The organism is Candidatus Phyllobacterium onerii (genome assembly GCF_028331445.1).
Classification (GTDB): Bacteria; Pseudomonadota; Alphaproteobacteria; order Rhizobiales; family Rhizobiaceae; genus Phyllobacterium; species Phyllobacterium onerii.
Window position 1 is genome coordinate 63,589 of record NZ_JAQMHX010000005.1, and the last position, 23,779, is coordinate 87,367.

Consider the following 23,779-nt stretch of genomic DNA (forward strand, 5'->3'; position numbering starts at 1 on the left):
GTTATCCGCCATGGCCCTTGGTGATCGGTTCCTGGTAGGTCAGGCCCATATCCCACGGGAAATAGATCCATGTATCCTGCGAGACTTCCGTCACAAACGTGTCGATAAGCGGGCGCCCCTTGGGTTTCGCATAAACGGTAGCAAAATGCGCTTTCGGCATCATTTCGCGCACGATGGCAGCGGTCTTGCCTGTATCGGTCAGGTCATCAACGACCAGAATGCCTTCGCCTTCGTTCTCGAGAAGCCGTGGATCAACATTCTTCAGGACCTTGAGTTCGCCTTGCTCGTCGTAGTCGTGATAGGATGCAATACACACCGTCTCGATCATACGAATGCCAAGCTCGCGACAGATGATGGCTGCCGGGACCAATCCACCGCGCGTAATCGCGACCATGGCACGCCATTCTCGCTGCATGCCGGCAACACGCCAGGCCAAGGCGCGGGCATCCCTATGGAATTGGTCCCAAGAGACCGGAAAAGCTTTGTCGGGAAGGGACATGGCGCGCACTCCATCAGAAAAATGCAATGTAGCGGAAAATCCGCCAGGAATGCATCCCGCAATAGCGGTAAAAGCAAGCCGCTGGCAAGCCGCTTGCGTTGTCCGCCATCCGTTCTGACGAGAAAAGTGTGATTATTGCGGCCTGTTCAGCGCGACATCAATGTCAGGCAGGGCATATCAGCCATTATGGAGCTGGTTACACCGCCGAAGACCCATTCCTTTAATCGAGACTGGCTATAAGCTCCCATTACGAACAATGACGCATTGTTTTCCGCAATCCAGCGTCGCAGTACCTTGTCGGCAGATTCGGCGTTCGAATTGATGGTGTGGGGATGTACATTGACACCGTGGCGACGAAGCGCATCAGAAAGCGGTGTGCCGGGGATATCGACATTCGGATCGTTGGATTTCTTTGGATCAACCCAGACGATATCGACACTTTCAGCCTTGAGTAGCAAGGGGAGTGAATCGAATGCAGCGCGCGATGCTTCGCGCTTGCCATTGAAGGCAACAACGACACGATCGATCTTTTCCGGCAGTTTGGTTTTGTAAGGGACAAACAGAACAGGTCGGCCGCTTTCCATGACCAGCGGATCGGTGACGTCGTTGACACTATCTGGATCATCAGGATCAGGTTGACCGGCAATTATAATATCGGCTCGCAGGGCGCTTTGCGTAACACCGGCGGACGGGCTGCTGCTTTCGGATCGTACAATACGGAACTCATGGGAGATGGTTCCAGTCGACATCTCCGCCCCAAAAAGAGCTGAAATCGCTTCGGAGTTTTCCTTGTGGCGCTGTTCATGGGCTTCGAACAATGTCGTGTCGGCAAAACCTGTGGGATCGGCATAAACAATCGGCGAGGGGATCGTATAGAGGCCGATGATATGTGTGCGTTCGCTGGACGAAGCGATCAACCTTGCGGCGCCTATAACCTTCTTTGCCTCACGCTCGCTGCGAATGAAAGCGATGATCGTCCGAAATGCCATGTTGGCCTCCATAGGTTGTTGCGTCCTTGAACGCATCAGGCAACATTATACGCCTTTCGCGCAATAGTTGCTTTTGCATTTTGGACAACTTGCGTGCTTCAAAAGCATTTCATTGTGCGGGTTGAGCGGCGATATTTGCAACCATCTCCTTCACGGCTGATTCAGCCGCAAGAAGTTTTACTTCGTCGCGAGCTCTGATCACCAGTTCTGTCGAGAATTTGCCGTTTTCGTATTTGGGATAAGAACCGATAATCGTATCTGGATGAGCAGCCTGGATATTGCCGAGTGGAACGGCAATCGCACCTTCGCCAAATGGGCAGTTCACTGAACGGGACAACAGCTTCTTACCCACTCTCAATGTCGGAATCACATTGTCCAGCATAGCCTGAAAAACTGAAGGGACGCCTGCCATCACGTAGACATTGCCGATATGGAAACCAGGTGCTGTCGAAACAGGATTGGCGATGTGGGCCGAGCCGCGTGGCATCCGCGCCATGCGCTGGCGGCTTTCGGTGAATTCCATCCCGCGTGCAGCATAATTATCGCCCATGAGTTTCATCGCTGCCGCGTCGTGTTCGCAAGGGACATCAAACGCTTTTGCAACTGCATCAGCCGTTATGTCGTCGTGCGTTGGTCCGATCCCGCCGGACGTGAACACGTATTCATAACGTTCCCGCAGGGCATTCAGCGCTTCGACAATGCGATCCTCTTCATCCGGAACTATGCGAACTTCTTCGAGATCGATACCGACGGCTGTGAGAATATCAGCTAGGTGACCGATGTTCTTGTCCTTTGTCCGACCTGACAGCAACTCATCGCCGATCGCCAGCATGGCTGCGGTCACAACTTCATCAGTCATAAAAAATCTCCTAGCGGGAAGGCGACCGTAAATCTCCAAACGGATCGTCGCAAGCCATTTCGCTCAGGAAAGCCGAAGGAGCAAAGGTCAAAACCAGCGGCACTTGAGCGCTGGTGCGGACGGCGGGACTTGAACCCGCATGACCTATGGCCGACAGATTTTAAGTCTGTTGTGTCTACCGATTTCACCACGTCCGCGCATTTATGCTTTTCAACGGTTAAGGCGATTCCGTCAACGGTGATTTGCGATATGACTGATAAGCTCGGTCGAAAAGCGCCATTTCAAGCTGACGCCGGCATTTGGTTAAACCAACACCTTACACCTAAGGTCTCAATCTCTGGTGGATTTGGGCTGCGACCTGGACTAGAACGCGAGGTCTTCGAAGCAAAGAAATCGCTATGTCCGCTGTTCCATTTCAATTTCCCCTCGCAACTTTGACGAAAGCAGCGTCGCGAAACCCGGCACTCTTGCTGGTTCTTCTCTATTTTGCGTTCCAGGTCTTTTTTCTGACGACGATTTCGAATGGCGCGGGTGTGGATGACGCGGAGCAATTAGCCTATGTCGGTGCTCTGCAGTGGGGATATGGTGGGTCGCAGGCGCCACTCTATACCTGGATAAACAGCATCGCTGGAAATTTCTTTGGAATCAGCATGTTTACCATCTATCTCGTCAAGTTCGGTATGCTTGCGAGTTCATTTATCAGTGTCTATTTCGGCGCACGTCTGCTCGGCCTGTCTAAATCGGTAGCTGCTGCTGGCATGCTAGGCATATTCCTGCTGCCTCAAATAGCGTGGGAATCACAACGGACGCTGACGCACTCCGTCGGAGGCACCACCGGCTGCGCTTGGGCATTTCTCGCCTTCGCCTGGCATATGAAATCCCGCTCCTGGCATTCGGCTGCGCTGTTAGGGCTTGGCATCGCGTCGGGTCTGCTCGGAAAATTCAACGCAAGTTTCTTCCTCATCGGGCTCGTTCTGGCTGGTTTTTCCATTCCTGAATATCGAGCCGTTCTTTTGACGCGGAAGAGCTTTCTGGTGCTGCTTGTGTTCATTGCAGCCATAGCACCTACAGGCCTGTGGACGCTTTCGCATACAGAGAACCTGTTGGCGCGGTCACATAAATTCGAGATAGGTGAGGGCGGTAATTTCGTTATCAGTCGTCTTCACGGCGAGTGGAAGCTCTTCCTCAATGGTGTTCTCTTCTCGGGAATAGCGCTGGTTTTCTTCGCCATCGCTTGGTGGCGAAGCCGGGCAGAACGAATCTCCTCGCCTCGTCCGTGGAATGACGCCGAAAAATTCGTCGGACGAACCCTACTGTTTGCGCTGGCGGCTGTTTTTGTTGGGGTTCTCATCAGCGGTGCTGCCGAGGTGAAAGATCGCTGGCTCCAGCCGGTTCTGTTCTTGAGCCCGCTTTATCTGGCAATGCTCTTGGGGCGCTATATTCCAACCGACTTGCCGTTGAAACGCTTCGCGATCGTCGGTGCGATCTGCGGCCTGATCGTAATTCCAGGATTGGCGGTTAATATTCTGTACGCTCGTGATGGTAAGGCACCGTCTATTGGCCAGCTGGACTATGCGAAGCTTTTCGCCGTGACGCGCGCCGCGGGAACCTACCAGACCGTTGTGTCAAATGGTCCTCAATTACCGGGAAATCTGCGTCTTTTCGACAGTTCAATCATTCCGGTGCATCTAGAAATGCCGAATGCCGTATCACGCATCCGCTTCCCGGCACTTTTTGTCTGGTTCGGCGATGGGATGAATCCGGCAGTGTTGAGTTTGCTGAACGGCGCCGGTATCGCCGCGCCGCCAGCAGACGTCAAACAGGTGGATCTCACGTATAAATATTACCCCGATCAGTCAGCGCGAGTGAGCTATTTCATCGTTCCAGCAAAGTGAGGCTCTAGTCTTCGACAAAAACCTCATCGCGCTTCTTGCGGATGCTTGGCAGCAGCACGACCACGAGAACGGCTGCTGCGAGTAACAAGAGCCCAAGACTGATAGGGCGATTGAGGAAGGTCATGGGATCGCCGCGCGACATGATCATCGCCCGGCGAAGATGCTCCTCCAGAAGCGGTCCAAGCACAAAGCCGAGCAGTAGGGGTGCCGGTTCGCAGCGGAGTTTTGCCAGCCCGTAACCGATAAGGCCAAAGAAGGCGACAGCATATAGATCGAACACGTTGGAATTGACGCTGTAAACGCCGATTGAACAGAAGGCGATGATGGCGGGAAACAACATGTAGTAGGGGATGGTCAACAGCTTAACCCAAAGCCCAATCAGCGGCAGATTAAGCAGAATCAACATGAGATTCCCGATCCACATGGAGGCAATGATCCCCCAGAACAAGGCTGGTTGTTCGGTGGCAACGTTGGGACCTGGAACGATACCTTGAATGATCATGGCGCCGATCATCAAGGCCATGACCGGATTGGCAGGAATGCCAAGCGTCAGCATCGGGATGAACGATGTTTGCGCGCCGGCGTTGTTAGCTGATTCAGGGCCTGCCACCCCGGCGACGGCACCCTTGCCAAATTCGCCGGGCGTTTTGGATATACGTTTTTCGACCGTATAGGATGCGAAGGACGCAAGGATTGCTCCGCCACCGGGCAAGATGCCGAGGGCGGAGCCAATTACAGTTCCGCGCAAGATCGGTGCGGTCATTTCCTTCCAATCCTGTCGCGTGGGCCAGAGGTTGGTGACCTTTTTGATCATCACATCGCGGTCATGCTCGTTTTCAAGGTTCCGAAGAATTTCGGCGATGCCGAATACGCCGACTGCGAGCGCAACGAAATTCAACCCATCAGACAATTCGAGAATTCCGAGATTGAATCGTGGCGTACCGGTATAAATATCTGTCCCAACGAGCCCGAGAAGCAGGCCAAGAACAACCATGCCGAGTGCTTTGACGACGGAACCATGGGCGAGAGCGACGGAGGAAACGAGGCCGACGATCATCAACGAGAAGTATTCCGGCGACCCGAATCTCAAAGCGACGGCTGTCAATGGTGGAGCAAACACAGCTACCAGGATGGTCGACACTGTTCCGGCAAAGAACGAACCTATAGCCGCAATTGAAAGTGCAGCCCCTGCGCGGCCCTTTCTCGCCATCTGGTATCCATCGATGGCAGTGACTGCCGACGAGGATTCGCCAGGCATGTTGATCAGGATGGCGGTAGTTGAGCCGCCATACTGTGCGCCGTAGTAGATGCCCGCCAGCATAATGAGTGACGAGACTGGTTCGAGCTGAAAGGTGATAGGCAAAAGCATGGCGATCGTCGCAGTCGCACCGATACCGGGAAGCACGCCGATAAGCGTACCGAGGATGACCCCGATGAAGCAGAACAAAAGGTTGTAGGGCGAAGCTGCAGTCGCAAATCCGAGAACGAGATTGTTAAGAAGATCCATTTTGCGCCCTTACTGCCCAAGCCAGGGGCCAAAACGCCGGAAGGGCAGGCCGAGCGCATAACTGAACACGATTACAGAAAACAATGTCAGGCCGCCAACCAGCAGGAGCGCGGTTCCGGGGCGCATCTTCGTACTTGCGAAAGCCGCGACCAATCCCGTCAGAAAAAGTGATGGCACGAAGCCCAATCCCCGGACGGTGAGGCCAAACAGGATCGGTGCCGGCAAAATGAATAGCAGTCCGCGCCACGCAATTGGCCCCATTGGTTCATGCTGTAGCTGAGTACCCTGAATGATGACGATTATGCCAAGAAGGATAAGGGTTCCGGCCAATACAAACGGAAAATAACCTGGTCCCATGCGGAGTGCTGTGCCAAGTTCAAGGCCATATGCCTGTATCGCAAAGAAAAGGCCTATAAATATAAACAGTACGCCGCAGATCAAATCGCGCAAACTAAAACTAAGATCTTTCATATGTTCCCCGCCGCCGTTTCACTCCATAAGAGGGGCCAGAAGCGCTCTCCCACTCCCGGCCCATGGTCTACTAGTCAGCGTATTGACCGGCCGCTTCTATGACCGGCTTCCAGCGGGTCACTTCGCTTTCAAGCTTCGACTTCAGCCCTGCAGGCGTTGCTTCCGCATCAGTCGATGGCACCGTGCCCAGTTCAGCAAAGCGAGCGACGACGTTGGGGTCTTTCAATGCCTTTTGCAGGGATGCCGAAAGTTTCTGCGTTACCTCTGCAGGGGTTCCCTTCGGTGCGTAAATACCGTGCCAAATACCTACCTGCATGCCCGGCAGGCCGGCTTCGGCGACGGTTGGAAGGTCGGGAAGGGCGTCAAGTCTCTTGGCCGATGTGACTCCGTAGGCTTTGATCGTACCGCCTTTGATCTGTTTGGTTGTATTGGTTGTCTGGTCGCACATCAAATCTACCTGACCACCCAGGAGATCTGTCATGGCAGGACCAGTGCCTTTGTAAGGTACAGTTGTCAGCGGCGTCTTGATCTCGCTCATGAACAACATCCCGCAAAGATGGGAGGCGGCGCCAATACCGGCATTCGCAAGGGTGATCTTGTCGGCATTTGCCTTGACGTATTCAACAAGGCCTTTGAGATCCGTCGGCTCGAAGTCCTTCTTTGCTACAATGGTCATCGGAACATCTGTGACAAGCCCCACATATTCGAAGGCGTTTAGCGTGTCATAGGGCAGCTTGCGATATAGCGTGGCGCTGGTTGCCATGCCGATGTGATGCAGCAACAGCGTGTATCCATCCGGCTCTGCCTTTGCTACCTGGGAGGCCCCAAGCGTGCCACCTGCTCCGCCGACATTTTCAACGATGATTTGCTGACCGAGGTCCTTCGACATGCTTTCGGCGACAAGTCTGGTAACGGTATCTGTGGGGCCGCCCGCTGCGAACGGCACGACCATGGTGATACTGCGTTCCGGGTAACCCTGCGCAAATGCACTACCCGAGATGAGAGCAATGGCGGCTGTAGTGGCGAGTGATGTAAAGAGTTTGAGCATTAAATTTCCTCCCAGAATAACGCTTTGAATTGCCGCAGTCAGACATGCCAACATTTTCTCCCCGGTCATTGGCAATTCCGTTTTCGACGCGGCGCATGAGACCTATCGGACGCAACGATCGTGGTTCTGTCAAGCAATTCATGGATTTCCCCGAATTTTTTGAGAATTCTACTGTGAACAGCGCAGTCACGTTGTTTTTTGGTATATGCATATTCGAAGAGATCAGGCGATCGGAGTGATGACGATGAGCAAACAGGCAGCCAAACCAGCAGCATGGACGGAATCAGCGCCATTGCTTGTGGATGTTGCGATGGGCCGCGAGCATGCGGATCTGGTTGTCCGCAACGGTCGTTTGGTAAGCGTCTATTCCGGAGAAGTCATTGCAGGTACCGATCTTGCCATCGTGGCTGGGCGCTTTGCCTTTGTTGGGCAAGGAGCGGAGCACTGCATCGGGCCGAAAACGAAGGTCGTTGACGCGGGTGGACGTTACCTGGTGCCTGGTCTGTGCGACGCGCATATGCATGTCGAAAGCGGTATGGTCACGGTGACTGAGTTTACGCGGGCCGTCATTCCTCATGGCACTACGTCGATGTTCATCGATCCGCACGAGATCGCCAATGTGTTAGGGCTCGATGGCGTCCGCCTGATGCACGACGAAGCGCTTGCCATGCCGATCAATGTGCACGTGCAGATGCCGAGTTGCGTTCCATCGGCACCCGGATTGGAGAATGCAGGTGCCTCTATAAGCCCGGATGATGTTGCCGAAGCGATGACATGGCCCAATATCATCGGTCTCGGCGAGGTGATGAACTTTCCTGGCGTCGCCAACAACGATGCAACAATGCGGGGTGGCATTGACGCCACCGTAAACGCCGGAAAGACTGTTGGAGGGCATTTCGCATCGCCTGAGCTTGGACGTGCCTTTCATGGATATGTTGCCGGTGGTCCTGAAGATGATCACGAAGGTACCCGCATGGAGGACGCCATTGCCCGTGTGCGTCAGGGCATGCGGGCTATGCTCCGTCTTGGATCCGCTTGGTATGATGTTGCCCGCCAGATCAAAGCGGTTACGGAGCAGGGTCTCGATCCGCGCAATTTTATCCTGTGCACTGATGACAGTCACTCCGGCACGCTTGTAAACGAAGGTCATATGGACCGTGTTGTGCGTCACGCCATAGCCCAAGGGCTAAAACCTGTGACGGCGATCCAGATGGCGACACTCAATACAGCGCAGCACTTTCGGCTGGAGCGGGAGGTCGGCTCGATCACACCGGGACGACTTGCAGATTTCCTTATCGTATCGGACTTGCCAAATCTGACGATCGACCGTGTTTACGCGCGGGGCGTGCTTGTGGCGGAGAAAGGTAAGCTCGTCGCTGAGATTCCGGCCTACAACTATCCGGCATTCGCCAAGAATACGATCAAGCTCGGGAAAAATTTGAAGGCCAAGGATTTCGATATCAAGTCTCCGAAACCCACAAAGCAGATTACCGCGCGTGTGATAGGGGTCATCGAAAATCAGGCGCCGACAAAAGCATTGGAAGCGGAGTTGTCAGTCTCCGACGGCATCGTCCAGATGGATCGGCGCAATGATGTCTGCCAAATTGCTCTTGTCGAGAGGCATCGTGGAACGGGGAAGGTAGTTAACGGCTTTGTCTCCGGCTTTGGCTATACCCTCGACTGCGCTATGGCCTCAACCGTCGCTCATGACAGCCATCACATGATTGTGGTAGGCACCAACAAAGACGATATGGCGAAAGCTGCCAATCGGCTTGGTGAAGTTGGCGGTGGTGTGGTGCTGTTTTCCAAGGGCCGAGAACTTGCCATGGTGGAAATGCCGATCGCCGGCCTGATGTCTGACCAGCGCGCAGAAATCGTCGCAGCAAAGGCGGACAAGCTCGTCAACGCTATGCGCGCGATGGGCTGTACACTCAACAACGCCTACATGCAGCATTCGCTGCTGGCGCTGGTGGTCATTCCGGAATTGCGTATATCTGATGTCGGGATTATCGATGTCCGGACATTTACGAAGGTTGACCTGTTCCTATGACTGCATTCATCAAGGCCGTGGATCGCGCGACGGAAAAAATGCGCGTGCTGTTTCCCGAAACACCGCTCCAACTCAACCACTATCTCTCCCAGAAATACGGCGCACAGATCTGGCTCAAGCGCGAAGATCTGTCGCCTGTGCGGTCCTACAAGATCAGGGGCGCGTTCAATTTCATCTCTCATTATTTGAACGAGCACAAGTCGGAGGATTCGTCCTTCGTTTGTGCCTCGGCTGGAAACCACGCGCAGGGCTTTGCCTTCATCTGCCGGCATTTTAGCAAAAAGGGTGTCGTCTTCATGCCGGTAACTACGCCGCAACAGAAGATCGACAAGACGCGCAGTTTCGGCGGCGAGTTCATCGAAATTCGACTGTTCGGGGATATCTTCGATCAATGCTATGCCGCTGCACAGGACTATGCTGCGGAGAGCGGGGCTATCATGGTTCCGCCTTTCGACCACATGGATATCATCACAGGACAAGCAACCGTGGCGCATGAAATCGCCGCGCAGCTGCCGGACAAGCGCAAGCCCGACCTGATGATCCTGCCTGTCGGAGGTGGCGGGCTTTCCGGCGGCGTTACACGCTATCTTGCCGATCTCGGATGGGAGACCCGCTTCCGCTTCGTTGAACCAGCCGGTGCGCCGAGCCTGAAACGCAGTCTCGAAGCAGGCAAACGTATCAAACTAGACACCGTGGACAATTTCGTTGATGGCGCCGCAGTTGCGGAGATCGGCCGTGAAAACTTCAAGTTACTCAAAGGCTTCACGGCAGACTCTGTGACTTTGATTCCAGAAAATCGTCTGAGCTCGACTATCCTTGAGATGCTCAACATCGAGGGCATCGTCGTGGAACCAGCGGGCGCTCTTGCCATCGATGCGCTCAAGGACTTCAAGAAGAGCGATATCCGGAACAAACGGATCGTTCTGGTCATATCCGGCAGCAATTTCGATTTTGAACGCCTGCCGGAACTGAAAGAGCGGTCACTGCGATACGAGGGACTGAAGAAGTATTTTATCTTCCGATTTCCCCAGCGGCCCGGCGCTTTGCGGTCGTTTCTTGACCTTTTGGGACCGGACGATGACGTTGCCCGCTTCGAATACCTCAAAAAGTCCGCGCGTAATTTCGGTTCCGTCCTCATTGGTATCGAAACCAAGAACAAGCTCAATTTCGACATGCTGTTCAAACGTTTCGATGAGGCAGGTTGGGCATATCAGGACATCACCGATAATGAGACCATTGCCGGATTGATTATCTGAGGTGGCATCGTGACCTGCTGGATCATCCTGTTTCGTGGTGTCGGCGGTGATACGTTGCTTCCCGTGCAGCCATTGAAAGCGGCCTTGGTCGAGGAAGGCTTTGAGTCCGTTGTAACCTATATCAATACCGGCAATGTCGTTCTTACCTCAAACGATAGGCCGAAGCGCATCGCTAAGCGTGTGGCTACGACCGCATTGGAGCATTTTGGCTTCTCCAAGCACATCATGATCGTTAGTAGGGCGGAATGGGCCAAGCTCATTTGCCAAAACCCATTCCCGCTGGCTGTGAGTGAACCGGCTAAACTTCATGCCTATGTTCTGGAGCGGACACCTGATGCAGAGGCGGTGAAGGCATTGGAACAAAAAGCTATAGGGCCGGAACAGTTCGAGATCAGAGGCAGGGTGCTGTATTACTACACACCTCAAGGTGTTTCGAATGCAAGACTGCATCCTAAAATTGAAAAAACATTGAAAGTTGCAGCTACAGCGAGAAACTGGAATACAGTCCTCAAGTTGGCCCATTTGGCTAAGCAAATGGCGGGGGATGCGAAGTGACTACTTATATTGTGCTGTTTCGCGGCATCAATGTTGGCGGCAACAAAAAAGTTAAGATGGAAACACTGCGGAACGTACTTGTCGAGGCGGGCTTCGAGGGTGTGCAAACCTATATACAAAGCGGCAACGTTGTTCTCAAGTCCAACAAGACGGCTCGCCAGATTGCCGAGGCAATTTCGGGCATTTTTGTGAAAACATTTGGTTTCGAATCGCGTGTCTCCATGCGCAGTATTGATGAATGGAACTGTATGATCGCGAAAAATCCTTATCCCCAAGCGCAGGAAAATCCAAAATCGCTTCACGCCGTCATTCTTGACGACGACCCGACTGACACCGCGCTCGAAAATTTTGCCAGCAAGGCGAGTGAGACCGAAAGTTTTACTGTCAGGAACCGTGTTCTTTACCTCTATACGCCCGACGGCTTTGGCATTTCGAAACTTGCCCTCGCGCTCGACAAGGTGCTGAAAGTGCCGCTCACCGCACGTAACTGGCGAACTGTTTTGGCTCTTCAAAAACTGGCAGAAGCAGTCTGATCGGCAATCAGCCTTTCCAGTACCGTGACAATACGCGGGTCATTGCACTGCGCTACATTGAAACGCATGTAGGAAGATGCGGCCTGCGACTGGCTGAACACATTGCCTGGCGCAAAAATCACCCCTTCTGCCAGACCGCGTTGCGCGATCTTTGCGGCGTCCACGCCTTCCGGCAGTTTGCACCAAAGAAACATGCCGCCGCGCGATTCGATCCAGGGAACCAGGCCGAGCGGCTTCAGCTTGGCTATCGTTTCGCCCATGCTCTTTGCCAGTTGCGTGCGCAGACTGTCCATGTGCTTGCGATAGCTTCCATCCTTCAGCATGAACAGTACGAGTTCTGCACCCAGGCGTCCGCCGCCAAAGGATGTAGCGATGCGCAAATCCACCAGCCCTTCGATCCAGTCGCGCCGCGCAGCGATGAAGCCGCAGCGAACAGATGCCGATAGCGATTTGGAAAAGCTGCCGATATGCACGACGCGATCGAGCCCATCGAACGCAGCAAGCCGAGGTGCCGGCTCATGTTCGAAATCGGCAAAGATATCATCTTCGATGATTGTCAGATCGTGCTGTTCTGCGATCTTGAGCAGCCGATGGGCGACGACGGGCGAAAGCACTGCGCCGGTGGGGTTGTGCAAGGCGGAATTGGTAATGTAAAGGCGAGGCCGGTGCTCCGAAAGCGCTTCCGCAAATTGCTCCAGGTCGGGACCGTTTGGCGTGTAAGGAACCCCGATCACCTTGGCCCGATGCGCCTTGAGTAGGGCGTGGAAATTGAAATAACACGGGTCGTCCACGATGACGGCATCCCCAGGCTCAATCAGGAAACGGCAAAGAAGATCGATCGCCTGCGTGCCTGATTCCGTCAACATGATCTGGTCTGGAACCGCCTCAATGCCATGTCCATCCATGCGGCGCGCAAGGAGTTGGCGCAATAGTAGCAACCCTAACGGCGATGCATAGTCGGTGAGGGATGACTCATCCGCCCTTGCCATGGCGCGCAAGGCCCGGCGAATTCCTGCTTCAGGCATCCATGAGGAGGGCAGCCAACCACAGCCGGGCATTGCCATGCTGATATTTGCATCGAGTGATGTGCGCGACACCCAAAGTGGATCAATGGCATGGTCAAGCCGCGGCCCGATTTCGGCCAGTGACAGAGGCGGCAGATGACCGGCGACATAAAAGCCTGAGCCGCGTCGCGACAAGATGATGCCTTCGGCCGCGAGCCGGTCATACGCCTCGACAATTGTCGATTTCGATACTGACAACGTCTCGGCAAAACTGCGTATTGAGGGGAGCTTTGCTCCCGGCGTGAGTGTGCGCCCGGCAATGCGTTGCCGAACCTCGTGCATCACGCGATTGACCAGCGTACCGCCTTCGAGCTTGAGTTCAACGGTTTTGTCCATCTGTACTGCTTGTCATCCCATGACAGTTTGCGTGTATTGTACTGTACCGTATCTGGAAAATCTACGGCACTAGGTGGATACAGCTTACAATGTGATCGCATGGCAGAGAAAATATGGACAAGATAACAAGCGGCTGGATTAACGGATTTATCGGCGTACTTATTTTCAGTGGGTCGTTGCCGGCGACACGTGCGGCCGTTGCTGGATTTGATCCCATCTTCGTGACCGGTGCGCGTGCCACGATTGCAGCTGCGCTGGCGCTTGCCCTGCTACTAGCCTTCCGCGAAAAGCGTCCGATGAGGACGGATCTCGGCCCGTTATTCATCACTGCCATGGGTGTCGTCGTTGGCTTTCCACTTCTGACAGCGCTGGCGCTACGCCATATCACATCGGCTCATTCCATTGTATTTATCGGGCTTTTGCCGCTTGCAACCGCCATTTTTGGTGTATTGCGCGGCGGCGAGCGCATGCGTCCTTTGTTCTGGCTGTTTTCCTGTGCGGGCAGCCTACTCGTTGCTGGATTCGCATTGACGCAGAATTTCGCGGCATCGCTAACCGGCGATCTGTTGATGTTCGCGGCCATTGTCGTTTGCGGGCTTGGCTATGCAGAAGGTGCGCAGTTGTCGCGCAAACTAGGGGGCTGGCAGGTGATCTGCTGGGCGTTGGTCCTTTCGTTGCCAGTTATGCTACCCCTGACCCTCTATGTCTTCCCGTCGGATTTGAGCATCATCAAACAGCCCGCCTGGATTGGCCTCTTCTATGTCTCGCTCTTTTCAATGCTGATAGGCTTCATTTTCTGGTATCGCGGGCTGGCTCAAGGCGGAATTGCGGCTGTCGGTCAGCTGCAGTTGCTGCAACCCTTCTTCGGTCTCGTTCTCGCTGCGACATTGCTGCACGAATCCGTCAGTTGGCCGATGATCGCCGTCACTGTTGCAGTGATATTGTGCGTTGCGGGTGCCAAGCGCTTCGCCAAATAGCTTGGTCCTTTTGCGCCGCACAATAAAATCGTTTGCTTTTTGGCATAAGAAGGCCCATATGCCGGTCAGGCGCTTGGACCGGGCAAACCGGTCTTCCAGTTAAGGACTTCGTGGCGTCTGAGATCCATCCGCATGATGCGATGGGCACGGCTGCGCAAGTCGCATGAATCCGAAGCCATTGGTGCAGGGTTCCTCGCGTCTCGTCGTTTATCCCAAAATTATTGCACGCAGGTTGCGCCCTGTGATGCGTTGTCTGGCCCGCGATCATTCGCGCTGGCCAATGAAAGAAGATTGAATTGGAAACTATTGAAACAAACGGCTTTGCCGCCATGGGTCTGAATGCCATCCTGCTCAAAGCAGTCGAGGCAGCTGGAATGGCTACTCCCAAGCCCATCCAGGCACAGGCCATTCCGGCACAGCTCGCCGGTCAGGACATTCTTGGTATCGCCCAAACAGGCTCCGGCAAGACAGCGGCATTCGCCCTGCCGATCCTGCAGAAAATCCTCACCATCGGTGATAAGCGCAAAGGCAAGACCGCCCGTGCGCTCATCCTCGCTCCAACCCGCGAACTTGCCGTACAGATCGAAGAAACGTTCCGTACTTTGGCGAAAGGCGCACACATTTCGACCGCGCTCGTTCTTGGTGGTGTCTCACGCATTGCCCAGATCAACAAGATGCAGGGCGGCGTCGATGTCTTGATCGCAACACCGGGTCGTTTGACCGACCTTGTGCGCGACAATCGTGTCGATCTCTCGGAAACGCGCTGGCTCGTGCTCGATGAAGCTGACCGCATGCTCGACATGGGCTTCATCAATGATGTGAAGCGCATTGCCAAGGGCACTCATCGTGATCGCCAGACGGCTCTGTTCTCGGCGACAATGCCGCAGGAAGTTGCCACATTGGCTGCAAGCCTTTTGCGCAATCCCGTTCGTGTGGAAGTTGCGCCGCAGGGCACAACGGCCGCCGAGATCAAACAGGTCGTACACATGATTCCGACGAAGCAGAAGAAGCAGGTTCTATCTGCCATGCTCAAGGATGAGGACTTGTCATCGGTTATCGTCTTTACCCGGACCAAGCATGGAGCTGACGCGGTTACACGCGTTCTGGAGAAAGACGGCTATAATGTTGCGGCCATTCACGGCAACAAGTCGCAAAATGCGCGCCAGCGCGCGTTGAACGGCTTCAAGGATGGTTCCGTGCGCATTCTGGTCGCAACCGATATCGCCGCACGAGGCATCGATGTCGTCGGTATCAGCCACGTGATCAATTTCGATCTGCCGGACGAGCCAGAGAGCTATGTCCATCGGATCGGCCGTACAGGCCGCAACGGCGCATCTGGCAAGGCGATCACGCTTTATGATCCGGCGGAAGAGGCTTCCAAGTTCAAGGCCGTGGAACGCGTTACACGCATGCGTCTGCCAATGGCGGATTCGCCGATCGACCTTTCGAGCCTGCCTGCTCGTGCTGCCAATAGTGATCAGCGCCCGCCGCGTCGCGAAGGCGGTAACGGTGCGCCTGGCAAAAAGCCGCATCGCGGCCAGTCTGCTGGCAAGCCGCGTGAACCACGTGGTGAAAAGGTGTGGAGCAATGATGCAGGTGGTCCCGCACAGAAGCGCCCATTCCGCCGGAACAAAAAAGGCTTCGGCGCAAGGGCTGCTTAACAGCTTCTATTGACGTATTATCAGGCCGCCGGCACATCGTGTCGGCGGCCTTTTCATATACATCCCTGAAACAAATATCCGCATATCGTCTGGTTTGAAAAATTCTATGCTTGAACGGTTTGATCGAGACAAATAGGTTCAAGCCAAGCAGAATGAAGGACTTGGCCTATGTATGATTCAGTGATCGACACCATCGGAAACACGCCGCTCATTCGTCTCAAGAAGGCTTCCGACCTCACTGGCTGCGAAATTTACGGCAAGGCCGAATTCCTGAATCCGGGCCAGTCCGTCAAGGATCGCGCGGCGCTCTACATAATTCGTGACGCCGAGGAACGCGGACTTCTGAGGCGAGGTGGTGTGATCGTCGAGGGTACAGCGGGTAACACGGGTATTGGGCTTACAATGGTTGCCAAGACGCTTGGCTACCGCACTGTCATCGTTATTCCCGAAACGCAGAGCCAGGAAAAGAAAGATGCCCTCCGCCTTCTCGGTGCCGAGTTGGTAGAAGTGCCCGCTGTCCCCTACAGGAACCCCAATAATTATGTAAAGGTCTCCGGCCGTCTCGCGGAGCAGATGGCAAAAACCGAGCCGAATGGCGCCGTCTGGGCCAACCAGTTCGATAATGTCGCCAATCGCCAGGCGCATGTGGAAACAACGGCACAAGAGATATGGCGCGATACGAATGGCAAGGTGGATGGGTTTATCTGCGCGGTGGGCTCGGGCGGCACACTGGCCGGGGTAGCGCAGGGGCTGAAAGCCAGGGACGCGAATATCAAGATCGGACTTGCCGATCCACTGGGCGCGGCATTGTTCTCCTACTATACGACCGGCGAATTCAAATCCGAGGGAAATTCCATTACCGAGGGCATCGGGCAGGGCCGTGTCACGGCCAATCTTGAAGGGTTTAAGCCAGATTTTTCCTATCAGATCCCCGACGCTGAGGCTCTCGAAATTGTTTTCGACCTCGTCGAGGAAGAGGGGCTGTGTTTGGGGGGGTCGTCGGGGATCAACATTGCCGGCGCGATCCGCATGGCGCGGGATATGGGACCGGACAAGATTATCGTGACGGTGCTGTGCGACTACGGCAATCGCTACCAGTCCAAAATGTTCAATCCGGAGTTCTTGCGCTCCAAGGACTTGCCAGTACCGGCATGGATGGAAGCAGAGACAAATATATCCGTTCCTTTCGAGAATGTATCCTGATGGCTTACGATACGGCTATTCTTTTTCGCGAAGATTCTTATCTGAAAGCAATCGAAGCGACAGTATTGGCAATAAGCGAGCGGGGCGGCATCCTGACCGATCAGACCGTGTTTTATGCCACATCGGGCGGTCAACCCGGCGATACCGGTGTTTTCGTTCGCTCCGATGGCTCCACGATCAGCATCGCTGCAACGGTTACCGGTGAGACCAAGGAAGAGATCATCCACGTACCGGCGCCCGATCAACCCGTCCCGGCCATCGGCGAAAAGCTAACCCTGCGCCTCGATTGGGACCGGCGCTACAGACTGATGCGGATGCATACGGCCTGCCACCTGCTCAGCGTCGTCTGCCCGTTTCCGATCACAGGTGCGGCAGTCAGCGAAGACGACAGCCGCGTTGACTTCGATCTGCCGGACGCGGGTGTGACCAAGGAAAGCGTTACCGAGAAGATGATGGAACTGGTGAACGCCAATCATCCGATTTTCACCCGGTGGATTACGGACGACGAACTCGCTGCAAATCCCGGCCTGATCAAGTCCAAGAATGTAAGGCCGCCAACAGGGACGGGGCGTATCAGGCTGGTTTGTATTGGTGAAAATGCTTCGGTCGATTCGCAGCCATGCGGCGGCACGCATGTCGCGACCACCGGTGAAGTTGGCGTGATCCACATCGGAAAAATCGAAAAGAAAGGCAAGGAAAACAGGCGGTTCCGCATCCGCTTCGGTCCGTTGCCAGAGGGAGTATGAACGTGGCAGACAAGAGCCCTTTTGTGGTTTCAGCCGATTGGCTGCAGGAAAGACTCGGCCAGCCCGGTCTCAGTATTCTTGATGCATCCTGGTATCTTCCCGTTCAAAAGCGGGATGCCAAAGCCGAATATGAGGCTGGTCACATTCCCGGCGCGATTTTCTTCGACCACGAAGAGATGTCGGATCCGGATTCATCGCTGCCGCACACTCTCCTCAACGCGGAAGCTTTCGCAGCAGCCGTCAGCAGCATGGGAATCACCAACGACGATACGATCGTCGTTTATGATGGACCTGGAATGACGACATCGCCGCGCGTCTGGTGGATGTTGCGCACGTTTGGCGCAAAGAACGTTTCAATCCTGGACGGTGGATTCGACAATTGGAAAAACGCCGGCAGGCCTGTCACCGACGAGGTGACCAGGATTGCCCCCTCGGCCTTTGTCCCGAGCTTTGACGCAGGCAAGGTGGCAAGTTTTGACGATATGCGCGAGATCGTTGAAAGCAAGTCAAGGCAGATCGCGGATGCGCGTTCGGCTGGGCGCTTCAAGGGTGTCGATCCAGAGCCACGCGCCGGCCTGCGGTCCGGCCACATGCCCGGCGCACGAAGCGTTCCGGCGTCTAGTCTCGCTGACAATGGCTATCTGAAGGAAATCAGTGGCTTGAGAAAGATTTTCGATGATGCCGGTGTGGACTTGTCTCAGCCGGTCGTGACAAGTTGCGGGTCCGGAATAACAGCCGCCGTGATTACGCTTGCACTCGAATCCGTAGGCCACAAGGATAATGTTCTCTATGATGGCTCGTGGAGTGAATGGGGCGGAACCAAAGACACTCCCGTCGCTACCGGCGAAGCATAAGCCATGACGAAGCCACGAATATTAAAGACGCGCGTGACACATCTGGAGATGACGGAGCGGCCGACGCAGTCCGTACCGACGCCCGTCAGTTTTAAACTGGCACTCATGCGCGCGACGACGATTTCATTGCCCTTCTATCGCTTCCTCTATGAACAGGTCGGCAAGCCGCATCATTGGTCCGTGCATCGTCGTCTCAGTGATGAAGAGTTGGCAGCAATCATCCATCGCAGCAATGTCGATATACATGTCCTTTACGCCGATGGTTCCCCGGCAGGCTTTTTTGAACTTGTCCTCGATGAGGAGCAGGCCGTCACTGAAATCCTTTATTTCGGCTTGGTACCGGAGTTCCAGGGCAGGGGGCTCGCCAAGTTCTTCCTGAATGAAGCCATTTTGACGGCATGGATGAGCAGCCCGCAAAAGGTGATCATCGAAACAAATACGCTGGATAGTCCGCGCGCGCTGCAAATGTATCAAAGAATGGGTTTTAAACCTGTCAGTTTTGCAGAAGCAGAAATTGATGCTTGGGATTAGATTGCTGTATAAGTATACTATTCAACCATAGTTCCCTAGCTTGGTACGAAATACCTCTCTATGAATCGCTTCACGAATCGGTCTGTAGAGGGTTGAGATGAAGCTGAAGAACATATCGTTGAGCATGATGGCGATTTCGTCGGGATTACTAATAGCTGGTTGCCAAACGGCGGACCCAAAAGCTACGAAAACTGGGTCTGGTGTAGAAACAATATCGATCAAATCGGGCCAAAAGTTCGGATATACTTTTTACAAAGTGAATCCTGATTGTTCCAGTGCCAAAGTTCCAACCTTGAAATTGATATCGAAGCCCTCACACGGAACTATTGTGATTTCCCAAGGATACGGCCACTCGGCTTACGCAGCTGGCCATCCATTAAGCAAGTGTAATTCACACAGGATATTGATGGCATCTGTTATCTATAAGGCTGCATCTGGTTTTGTTGGCACCGATACCGTCACAATTTCCGGTCAAGTCGCTGGCAATGACTCTTATGACTATGTGACCCTTCGCTTCAACATTTCCAAATAATCGCTTGGATCCGAATTTGAGTCACTCAACTAGAGATCTGGCCATAATCGTTTCGCTTCATCTATCAGAGCAAGAATCGGGTGGTTTGCAGTCAAAATTCGGTGTCTCCTTGCTTTAATAAAGGAGGCACTGATGAGACCAATCCGATTTATTGCCATGACGACAACATTGGCCCGTCACTATCAAGCGGGTGGGGCTGACGCGAATGGTCAGATACCTGAAGCCTATACATCCGACGGCGATGGCGTTCCTTGCCGGCATTGTTTGCAGAACGTAAAGGCGGGTGAAAAATATCTGGTCTTGTCGCACCGACCATTTCCGGCGCCGCAACCCTACGCTGAAACAGGTCCCATCTTCCTGCACGCGGACGCATGTGAGCGTCACGCGGAAACCCCAGAACTACCGGAAATGTTCAACGAGAATAGCGATTATATACTTCGCAGCTATTCCTGCCAGGACCGTATCGTTTACGGCACCGGAGGTGTAATCAAGACGGATGGCATTACCGTCCGGGCCGAAGAATTGCTGATACGGGACGATATCGCCTATGTCCATATGCGGTCAGCAAGAAACAATTGCTTCCAGTGCCGGATTGAACTTGCATAATCATAAGCCCGGAAATTATATCCGGGCTTTTGATTTTATGCTGCAATATCAGGCTGCTATTGCCGATTTCGCTTCGACCATCTCGAGGCCGAGTGCCTCGGCAACCGCCTGGTTGGTGATGCGTCCCTTGTGGACATTAAGGCCGTTGCGCAGGTGCGGATTGTCGATCAAGGCCTTGACGCCGCGATCGGCCAATTGCAGGCCGTACTGCAAAGTCGCATTGTTCAAGGCATGTGCGGACGTGACCGGCACAGCGCCCGGCATGTTGGCGACACAGTAGTGGATGATACCGTCGACTTCGTAAGTCGGCTCAGAATGCGTGGTCGCATGCGATGTCTCGAAGCAGCCGCCCTGATCGATCGCAACATCAACGATAACCGCGCCCTTCTTCATGCCCGAGAGCATCTCGCGCGTGACAAGCTTTGGAGCGGCGGCACCCGGAATCAATACGGCACCGACAACGATATCAGCAGAAAACACTTCATCATCAAGGGCTTCGATGGTCGAGTAGCGCGTGTGAATACGCCCGCGGAAGATGTCATCCAGCTGGCGCAAGCGCGGAATGGAGCGATCAAGAATAGTAACGTCGGCGCCAAGGCCGGTCGCCATCATCGCCGCGTTGATGCCAACGACGCCGCCACCGATAATGGTGACCTTGCCGGGTAGCACACCGGGCACGCCGCCAAGCAGAACACCTCGGCCGCCATTGGCCTTTTGAAGCGCCGTCGCACCGGCCTGTATGGCCAGGCGCCCGGCAACTTCGGACATTGGTGCAAGCAACGGCAGACCGCCGCGGTCGTCAGTGACAGTTTCATAGGCAATAGCAGTGACACCCGATGCCAGCAAACCTTTGGTCTGCTCGGGATCCGGAGCGAGATGGAGATATGTATAAAGCAGTTGACCTTCACGAAGCTGCGCCCATTCGGAGGGCTGCGGCTCTTTCACTTTGACGATCATGTCCGCCTGCTGGAAGACTTCTTCGGCGGTCTTGACGACTTTCGCACCTGCCGCCTGGTAGGCTCCATCGTCGGCGCCTATCCCTAAGCCAGCTCCGGACTGGACGACGACCTCATGGCCGTGAGCAATGTATTCGCGTACGGCGCCCGGAGTGAGGCCGACGCGATATTCATGGTTTTTGATTTCCTTTGGGCAGCCGATGCGCATAACGTCTCCTGTTAGCTTTTTAGATGTTCCCTTTTGAGGCAAATATAACAGCACAAATCGCGTTGCATGTCCTTGCCAAGACGGCTCGACGCCACGTGATTTTTCGAATATCCTTGCGCAAAACGTCTGGATATAAGTGGAAAGTTCGAACAATGTCATTGGACAGGATTGATATCGCTATTCTCGACGGCTTGCAGAAAGATGGCCGCATGTCGAACGCAACGCTCGCCGAAAAGGTCGGCCTATCGCAGTCCGCGTGCTCGCGGCGGCTGGATATATTGGAGAAATCGGGCGTCATCCGTGGCTATCATGCACGGCTCTCCAACAAGATGCTCGGTCACCCGGTTATCGTCATCGTCAACATTTCCCTGTCCGGACAGGCGGACAAGCAGCTGCGTGAATTCGAGACCGCAGTAAAACTGTGCCCCAATGTATTGGTGTGTTATCTGATGTCGGGCGAATATGACTATCTCTTGCGCATTGCTGCAAAAGATCTTGAGGATTACGAGCGTATACACAAATTCTGGTTGTCGGCCATGCCGCACGTTACGAAGATAAACTCATCCTTTGCTTTGCGTGAAGTGGCGGATCGCACCGGTCTGGGCGTTGAAACGGCGCTTATTGAGACTGCCAGCTAACGCTATTTCGCGTCGCCACAACCAAATTTCATCCCAGCGTTGAAAATTCTGCGTCTGAATCGCAGTTTCTTATGTAGGAATCGCAGTTTCTTGCGTGAGTTCGGGACTTTTCTGCGTAAAAAATATTCTGGATTTGGTTTAGTCGTTCTCAAACCGGTTTCCCGCGACCTTCACCCCGCTGCGAGCGTTTTTTTGACCTTCGCCGGCGCCTTGGCATGCCAGGCAAGTTTGATCCGATGGCCAAGTTCCGCGTCGGAAACAGCCTCCAGATGCATGAGGATGTAGGGCCAGCCTTTGTAGTGGTCGGTCTCGAAATAGATATTCGGAACGCTCTCCATCAGCAGCGGTTTCTCCTCCAGCGGGCAATGGATTGCAAAGGTCTCCCAATCTTTCATACGCCCGATGAACGAGGTCTTAACCTTCAGCGAGGGTGTGCCATGGGTCGTGCTGCGCACAAGCTCAGGCAGGTGCAGCGATTCGGCGATTGTCCAGATACGCTCAAATGATTCATCGAGCGAATTGGTCATGATTTGTAAAACACCTGCCGCACGTCGATATATTCGGAACGAAACCCCGCCTCGCAGTAAAACAGGTAGAACTCCCAGAGCTTTTTGAAGCGACCATCGAAGCCGAGATTGCGCAGCTGGTCCCACGAACCCCAGAAGCGCTCGCGCCATTCGGCCAGTGTGCGGGCATAATCCTGCGGGAAGATATTTTCGCGGTAGAGGTCCAAGCCGAACTCCTTGCCCAGGCTTTTCAGCCTCTCCGGTGTCGGCAGCATTCCGCCCGGGAAGACATAGCGCTGGATGAAATCCGGCCGTTTCCGATAGCGATCGAAGCTCTTGTCATTAATGGTGATGATCTGCATGCCGGCACTGCCGCCCGGATTGAGGCAATCCTTGACCTTGCCGAAGAACACCGGCCAGTATTTCTCCCCAACCGCTTCGAACATCTCGATCGAGGCGATATGATCATATTTGCCGGTCTCGTCGCGGTAATCCTGAAATTTGATTTCGGCCATGCCGGAAAGCCCGGCCTTTGCGATGCGCTGCGTCGCATAGTCGAATTGCTCGCGGCTGATGGTCAGCCCGGTGACATGTGCGCCGATCTCACGCGCGGCATATTCGGCAAAGCCGCCCCAGCCGCAACCGATCTCCAGTACCCGCGATCCGGCGGTGATGCCGATATTGTTGGCGAGCGCTCTATATTTGGCGGTCTGGGCTGCTTCGAGATCATTGACGCCTTCAGCGAAGAGCGCCGAGGAATAGGTCATCGTCGGATCGAGCCATTCTCTGTAGAAAGCATTGCCGAGATCGTAATGTGCCGAGATATTCTTGCGCGACCTGCCCCTCGTATTGTCATTGAGCCAGTGGCGCAGGCGCTGTACGGCGTTGATAAACCAGTTGGAGCCGCCGGCAAGGTCTTCACCCACCTCTTCATTGACGACGAAGAGCTCGAGGAACGTGGTTACATCGGGGCTGTCCCAATCGCCGTCCATATAGGATTCGGCAACGCCGATGGTGCCGCCGGCAAAGGCTCTGCGCGGCAAGTTCCAGTTGTGGAGTACAACCGAGGCATCGGGGCCTTGCTGGCGCCCACCCACCTTGAAGACGTTTCGGTCGGGCGTGGTGATGGTCAAGGTGCCGCGCGGCAGGTGCGCCGCAGCGCGCAAGGCCGCCTGTGCCTTGAGCGGCAGGCCTTTCAGCACCGCGCTGACATTTTCCGGTGTCAGAAATCTTGTCTGGGTCACCGCATCCCCGAGTATCGTCTTATTCAGCATCTGTTTAACTGTCCCGCATCCCACA

24 protein-coding genes and 1 tRNA gene are annotated in these 23,779 nt (G+C 54.5%); 14 read left to right on the top strand and 11 right to left on the bottom strand.

The window, feature by feature from the left end; all coding sequences use genetic code 11:
- Position 1 precedes the first annotated feature (1 nt).
- From gpt to PHA01_RS12875, 4 genes are all read right to left on the bottom strand, one after another.
- On the bottom strand, positions 2 to 499 hold the full coding sequence (gene gpt, locus PHA01_RS12860) for a xanthine phosphoribosyltransferase (RefSeq protein ID WP_112530208.1): 498 nt from the start codon (positions 497 to 499) through the stop codon (positions 2 to 4).
- 146 nt (positions 500 to 645) lie between these two features.
- A complete protein-coding gene (locus tag PHA01_RS12865) occupies positions 646 to 1,488 on the bottom strand; it encodes a universal stress protein (protein WP_224507067.1) in 843 nt (280 codons plus the stop codon).
- 109 nt (positions 1,489 to 1,597) lie between these two features.
- The gene (locus tag PHA01_RS12870) at positions 1,598 to 2,347 is read right to left on the bottom strand and encodes a competence/damage-inducible protein A (protein WP_271896088.1); all 750 of its coding nucleotides are present in this window, start codon (positions 2,345 to 2,347) and stop codon (positions 1,598 to 1,600) included.
- 111 nt (positions 2,348 to 2,458) lie between these two features.
- Positions 2,459 to 2,544, bottom strand: a tRNA-Leu gene (locus PHA01_RS12875).
- Between the two features lie 201 nt (positions 2,545 to 2,745).
- On the opposite strand from PHA01_RS12875, the gene PHA01_RS12880 reads away from it, so the two are divergent.
- Positions 2,746 to 4,242, top strand: a complete 1,497-nt coding sequence (locus PHA01_RS12880) for an ArnT family glycosyltransferase (protein ID WP_271896090.1) — start codon at positions 2,746 to 2,748, stop codon at positions 4,240 to 4,242.
- A 4-nt stretch (positions 4,243 to 4,246) separates the two neighbouring features.
- Here the strand turns inward: PHA01_RS12880 and PHA01_RS12885 are convergent, their stop codons facing one another.
- The 3 genes from PHA01_RS12885 to PHA01_RS12895 form a co-directional block, all read right to left on the bottom strand.
- On the bottom strand, positions 4,247 to 5,749 hold the full coding sequence (locus PHA01_RS12885) for a tripartite tricarboxylate transporter permease (RefSeq protein ID WP_271896092.1): 1,503 nt from the start codon (positions 5,747 to 5,749) through the stop codon (positions 4,247 to 4,249).
- Between the two features lie 9 nt (positions 5,750 to 5,758).
- Positions 5,759 to 6,220 carry a tripartite tricarboxylate transporter TctB family protein gene (locus tag PHA01_RS12890; RefSeq protein WP_271896094.1) on the bottom strand — a complete coding sequence of 154 codons (462 nt, stop codon included), beginning with the start codon at positions 6,218 to 6,220 and terminating at the stop codon, positions 5,759 to 5,761.
- A gap of 70 nt (positions 6,221 to 6,290) precedes the next feature.
- Positions 6,291 to 7,268 (bottom strand): tripartite tricarboxylate transporter substrate binding protein BugD, encoded by a 978-nt coding sequence (locus PHA01_RS12895; RefSeq protein ID WP_271896096.1) that lies wholly within the window; start codon positions 7,266 to 7,268, stop codon positions 6,291 to 6,293.
- A 244-nt stretch (positions 7,269 to 7,512) separates the two neighbouring features.
- Here PHA01_RS12895 and ade point away from each other — a divergent pair, with 244 nt between their 5' ends.
- Genes ade through PHA01_RS12915 form a run of 4 tightly spaced genes read left to right on the top strand, consistent with a single transcriptional unit; the run spans position 7,513 to position 11,662 of the window.
- Entirely contained in the window at positions 7,513 to 9,318 is a 1,806-nt protein-coding gene (gene ade, locus PHA01_RS12900; protein ID WP_271896098.1) for an adenine deaminase, read from the top strand.
- Entirely contained in the window at positions 9,315 to 10,574 is a 1,260-nt protein-coding gene (gene ilvA, locus PHA01_RS12905) for a threonine ammonia-lyase IlvA (RefSeq protein WP_271896100.1), read from the top strand. The genes ade and ilvA overlap by 4 nt, the downstream gene beginning before the upstream one ends.
- Before the next feature lie 9 nt (positions 10,575 to 10,583).
- On the top strand, positions 10,584 to 11,129 hold the full coding sequence (locus PHA01_RS12910) for a DUF1697 domain-containing protein (RefSeq protein ID WP_271896102.1): 546 nt from the start codon (positions 10,584 to 10,586) through the stop codon (positions 11,127 to 11,129).
- Complete coding sequence (locus PHA01_RS12915) at positions 11,126 to 11,662, top strand: DUF1697 domain-containing protein (RefSeq protein WP_271896104.1); 537 nt, start codon at positions 11,126 to 11,128, stop codon at positions 11,660 to 11,662. The genes PHA01_RS12910 and PHA01_RS12915 overlap by 4 nt, the downstream gene beginning before the upstream one ends.
- Here PHA01_RS12915 and PHA01_RS12920 read toward each other — a convergent pair.
- Positions 11,638 to 13,062 carry an aminotransferase-like domain-containing protein gene (locus PHA01_RS12920; RefSeq protein WP_271896106.1) on the bottom strand — a complete coding sequence of 475 codons (1,425 nt, stop codon included), beginning with the start codon at positions 13,060 to 13,062 and terminating at the stop codon, positions 11,638 to 11,640. The two genes, PHA01_RS12915 and PHA01_RS12920, sit on opposite strands and share 25 nt — an antisense overlap.
- Positions 13,063 to 13,175: 113 nt before the next feature.
- Between PHA01_RS12920 and PHA01_RS12925 the strand changes: the two genes are divergently transcribed.
- The 8 genes from PHA01_RS12925 to PHA01_RS12960 all read left to right on the top strand — a co-directional run bounded on the left by PHA01_RS12925 (position 13,176) and on the right by PHA01_RS12960 (position 20,172).
- The gene (locus tag PHA01_RS12925; protein ID WP_271896108.1) at positions 13,176 to 14,039 is read left to right on the top strand and encodes a DMT family transporter; all 864 of its coding nucleotides are present in this window, start codon (positions 13,176 to 13,178) and stop codon (positions 14,037 to 14,039) included.
- A gap of 329 nt (positions 14,040 to 14,368) precedes the next feature.
- Positions 14,369 to 15,700, top strand: coding sequence for a DEAD/DEAH box helicase (locus tag PHA01_RS12930; RefSeq protein WP_271896653.1), 1,332 nt, complete (start codon positions 14,369 to 14,371; stop codon positions 15,698 to 15,700).
- Positions 15,701 to 15,868: 168 nt separating this feature from the next.
- Positions 15,869 to 16,903 (top strand): cysteine synthase A, encoded by a 1,035-nt coding sequence (locus PHA01_RS12935; RefSeq protein ID WP_271896110.1) that lies wholly within the window; start codon positions 15,869 to 15,871, stop codon positions 16,901 to 16,903.
- Positions 16,903 to 17,649, top strand: coding sequence for an alanyl-tRNA editing protein (locus PHA01_RS12940; protein ID WP_271896112.1), 747 nt, complete (start codon positions 16,903 to 16,905; stop codon positions 17,647 to 17,649). Before PHA01_RS12935 ends, PHA01_RS12940 begins: the two co-directional genes overlap by 1 nt.
- A 2-nt stretch (positions 17,650 to 17,651) precedes the next feature.
- Complete coding sequence (sseA, locus tag PHA01_RS12945; protein WP_271896114.1) at positions 17,652 to 18,503, top strand: 3-mercaptopyruvate sulfurtransferase; 852 nt, start codon at positions 17,652 to 17,654, stop codon at positions 18,501 to 18,503.
- Positions 18,504 to 18,506: 3 nt separating this feature from the next.
- A complete protein-coding gene (locus PHA01_RS12950; protein ID WP_271896116.1) occupies positions 18,507 to 19,034 on the top strand; it encodes a GNAT family N-acetyltransferase in 528 nt (175 codons plus the stop codon).
- 97 nt (positions 19,035 to 19,131) lie between these two features.
- Positions 19,132 to 19,566, top strand: a complete 435-nt coding sequence (locus PHA01_RS12955; RefSeq protein ID WP_271896118.1) for a hypothetical protein — start codon at positions 19,132 to 19,134, stop codon at positions 19,564 to 19,566.
- 132 nt (positions 19,567 to 19,698) lie between these two features.
- A complete protein-coding gene (locus PHA01_RS12960; RefSeq protein ID WP_271896120.1) occupies positions 19,699 to 20,172 on the top strand; it encodes a DUF1203 domain-containing protein in 474 nt (157 codons plus the stop codon).
- Positions 20,173 to 20,220: 48 nt separating this feature from the next.
- Here PHA01_RS12960 and ald read toward each other — a convergent pair whose 3' ends face one another.
- A complete protein-coding gene (ald, locus tag PHA01_RS12965; protein ID WP_271896122.1) occupies positions 20,221 to 21,336 on the bottom strand; it encodes an alanine dehydrogenase in 1,116 nt (371 codons plus the stop codon).
- 152 nt (positions 21,337 to 21,488) lie between these two features.
- Here ald and PHA01_RS12970 point away from each other — a divergent pair, with 152 nt between their 5' ends.
- Entirely contained in the window at positions 21,489 to 21,974 is a 486-nt protein-coding gene (locus PHA01_RS12970; protein WP_271896124.1) for an Lrp/AsnC family transcriptional regulator, read from the top strand.
- Between the two features lie 170 nt (positions 21,975 to 22,144).
- Here PHA01_RS12970 and PHA01_RS12975 read toward each other — a convergent pair whose 3' ends face one another.
- Together PHA01_RS12975 and PHA01_RS12980 are read right to left on the bottom strand one after the other, a co-directional pair.
- Positions 22,145 to 22,501 (bottom strand): hypothetical protein, encoded by a 357-nt coding sequence (locus PHA01_RS12975; RefSeq protein ID WP_114428936.1) that lies wholly within the window; start codon positions 22,499 to 22,501, stop codon positions 22,145 to 22,147.
- Positions 22,498 to 23,754: an SAM-dependent methyltransferase gene (locus tag PHA01_RS12980; RefSeq protein WP_271896128.1), complete on the bottom strand. Its 1,257-nt coding sequence runs from the start codon at positions 23,752 to 23,754 to the stop codon at positions 22,498 to 22,500. Before PHA01_RS12980 ends, PHA01_RS12975 begins: the two co-directional genes overlap by 4 nt.
- Between the last annotated feature and the right edge of the window lie 25 nt (positions 23,755 to 23,779).